We start from the raw sequence: 3,133 nt of genomic DNA, 5'->3' as shown, positions 1-3,133 counted from the left end.
GATGGCAAGTACTACCAGACCTATGGTTACTTCGAGATCGAAGCCAAGCTGCCGGTTGGTAAAGGCACATGGCCTGCATTCTGGCTGTTCAACCACATCGATAGCCGTCGTCCCGAGATGGATGTCATGGAAGCATACGCAGGCGGCGCCGCACCATGGGGATTTAATGTCAACGGCATTCCGCATCCGCAAGCCTATGCACCGACAGTATGGAAGGGCGATTATGAAGGCCAGCTGGTTGGTTCGCGCCAGTACGACACGGGCATGGACTTGTCGGCCGGCTTCCACAAGTATGCGGTCAAGTGGGAACCGAACAAGCAGACCTACTACTTCGATGGCAAGGAAGTCCTGACGTTGAACGTCAGCATGGGCGATCCGATGTATCTGATGCTGGACCTGTGGATGGGAACCGAACAAGCAGACCTACTACTTCGATGGCAAGGAAGTCCTGACGTTGAACGTCAGCATGGGCGATCCGATGTATCTGATGCTGGACCTGTGGTTTGGCAGCGCGTCTGGTACACCTGACAATTCGACGCCGCAGGGCAAGACCAACTCCTTCGAAGTCAACTATGTTCGCGCATGGAAGTTTAAATAACGGTGAAACTTCATACTGCAATAGCGTTGCATAAGCTGTAATGAAGCTGTAACGCTGAAGCAAAAGGCCGGTGTCATGCACCGGCCTTTTTCATTTCGTCATACCGGCTTTATGGGTGGATGAAGTTCCTGAGTATGACTTGGCTAATAGAAAAGACAATCCTGCAATTTTCTAACGTTTCTTGTGTATTCATCCACGAGAAGCTGTACAGAACGTTAAGGAATGTGTTGGCAAAGCTTTCATAAAGGCAAAAAAATTCGAGTTTTTCGGTGATTGCCGGAACCATTTTCCGATCAGCAAGCTCTGAACATGCACTTGCTGATGAGAATTATTGGCTACCATCAATCAGACGAAAAAGGAACTCGAATGTTTAAATCCTCCCTGCACCGACTCACAATTTCGACACTGTGTTGCGCCTGCACAACTGTTCTGCTCGCAGCATGCGGTGGTGGCGGTGGCGGTGAAGCAGCTACGGCTGATTCCGCACTGCTCGCATCCGCACAAGTTCAAAATCCGGCAACGGTCGCCGCAGAGTTAACCGATGCTGCACAATCGACATCGGCGACAGCGACACCCGCAACAACAACTCCCGTAGCCATTCCTGAGGCTGCTCAAGCCGCTCCTGCAGAGGCGTCCAAGACGCCATTTGGCCAGGACGCTAATGCCTACACGCTGACTTTCTCTGAAGAGTTCAACAGCCTGAACAGCAGCCTCTGGAATGACCACATGTGGTACGAGACATCCAACGCGACCAAGAATTACACGGTCGAAGACGGCAAGCTGAAGATCTGGCCGCAGCGCGATGCATCGGGCAAGTTCTTCAACCGGACGCTTGATACGGACGGCAATTATTACCAGACTTACGGTTACTTCGAGATCGAAGCCAAGCTGCCGGTTGGTAAAGGTACATGGCGATAGCCGTCGTCCCGAGATGGATGTCATGGAAGCGTACGCAGGCGGCGCCGCACCATGGGGCAAGAACATTGATGGCGTTGCGCATCCGACAGCGTATGCACCGACAGTATGGAAGGGCGACCAGGAAGGTCAGCTGGTTGGCTCGCGCCAGTATGATACGGGCACCGACTTGTCCGCCGGCTTCCACAAGTATGCGGTCAAGTGGGAACCGAACAAGCAGACCTACTACTTCGATGGCAAGGAAGTCCTGACGTTGAATGTGACGATGTCGGACCCGATGTATCTGATGCTGGATCTCTGGTATGGCAGCGCTTCCGGCACACCGGATGATTCGACGCCGCAGGGCAAGACTAACTCCTACGAAGTCAACTACGTTCGTGCATGGAAGTCCAAGTAACTAAAGTAACTAACTGATTAACTGATGGCGACCCTCCGGGCTCACCATTGAGAAGAAGCATGTGACGCAAAGGAAGGACCTTGCGTTTTCCAAGGCCGGCTTTATCGCCGGCCTTTTTTTATACGCGGCTGGTTTTGCACACCCTTATGCAAGCCATGAATCTTGTCTACCAGATATGTACAAGTCATAACTTTTCCACAGAAAAACAGAAGGTCGTACAAATTTGTTGTATCTTTGCCGCTTTCCGCTATTTCCCTGCGTCAAAATATTTCGAGTTTCTTGACAATTTCCTGGAACCAATTCCAAGAGGTGGTGCTCTGATGAAACGTTGCCGGTGAGAATGCTCGTCGCGCCGTTCATCTGTTCAGGAGACCCGTCATGCAAAAATCCACATTTCATCGCTTTTCCATTTCTACTCTGACGTGCGCATGTGCCGCTGTATTGTTGACCGCTTGCGGCGGTGGTGGTGGGTCCGCTGATACGCCTGTCGCACAGAGCTCGATCGCAGCTGAGACCATTCAAGGAGCGGCAACGGTTGTCGCGATGGCCACTCCAGAAGCTACGGATGTTCAAGAAGCAGCCGCAACAAGCATGAGCGCCACGCCGACCATGACTGCAAACGTCGAGTCGAGCGTAGACGCATCGGCTGGTTCTAACGACACCACAGGGCCGGCAGCAACATCGGCAGCGAACGCCGTTGAAACCGGTACGTCGACACCAGCACCGACACCAGTGCCTGTATCAGCGCCTGCCTCTACACCAGCACCCGCGCCTGCACCAGCCCCCGCACCCGCAGCAATGTCGCCGTTTGGCCAGGACGCCAGCGCCTACTCGCTGACCTTCACGGAAGAGTTCAATAGCTATAACACCAACCTGTGGAATGACCACATGTGGTACCTGTGGAATGTTGGCCAGGACGCCAGCGCCTACTCGCTGACCTTCACGGAAGAGTTCAATAGCTATAACACCAACCTGTGGAATGACCACATGTGGTACGAGACATCCAACGCGACCAAGAATTACGCGGTCGAAGACGGCAAGCTGAAGATCTGGCCGCAGCGCGATGCATCGGGCAAGTTCTTCAACCGCACTGTGGACACCGATGGCAAGTACTACCAGACCTATGGTTACTTCGAGATCGAAGCCAAGCTGCCGGTTGGTAAAGGCACATGGCCTGCATTCTGGCTGTTCAACCACATTGCATTCTGGCTGTTCAACCACAT

Annotated in this window: 4 protein-coding genes; all 4 read left to right on the top strand. The window is 53.1% G+C overall.

Annotation, left to right across the window (positions count from 1 at the left end; genetic code table 11):
* Positions 1 to 528 (top strand): glycoside hydrolase family 16 protein (locus ASE07_RS26360; protein WP_235548647.1); only part of this gene is annotated, 528 nt, incomplete at its 5' end.
* Positions 529 to 964: 436 nt separating this feature from the next.
* Positions 965 to 1,516 (top strand): glycoside hydrolase family 16 protein, encoded by a 552-nt coding sequence (locus ASE07_RS30225; protein WP_057293795.1) that lies wholly within the window; start codon positions 965 to 967, stop codon positions 1,514 to 1,516.
* A 22-nt stretch (positions 1,517 to 1,538) separates the two neighbouring features.
* Positions 1,539 to 1,910 (top strand): glycoside hydrolase family 16 protein, encoded by a 372-nt coding sequence (locus tag ASE07_RS30220; RefSeq protein WP_235548646.1) that lies wholly within the window; start codon positions 1,539 to 1,541, stop codon positions 1,908 to 1,910.
* Between the two features lie 378 nt (positions 1,911 to 2,288).
* Positions 2,289 to 3,133: family 16 glycosylhydrolase (locus tag ASE07_RS30215; RefSeq protein WP_235548645.1), on the top strand; the 845-nt coding region annotated here is incomplete at its 3' end.

Origin of the sequence: Noviherbaspirillum sp. Root189, assembly GCF_001428545.1 — a bacterium.
Lineage (GTDB): Bacteria > Pseudomonadota > Gammaproteobacteria > Burkholderiales > Burkholderiaceae_D > Noviherbaspirillum.
The sequence above is the reverse complement of the archived record's forward strand: the minus strand, read 5'-3'. Positions and strand labels throughout refer to the sequence as shown.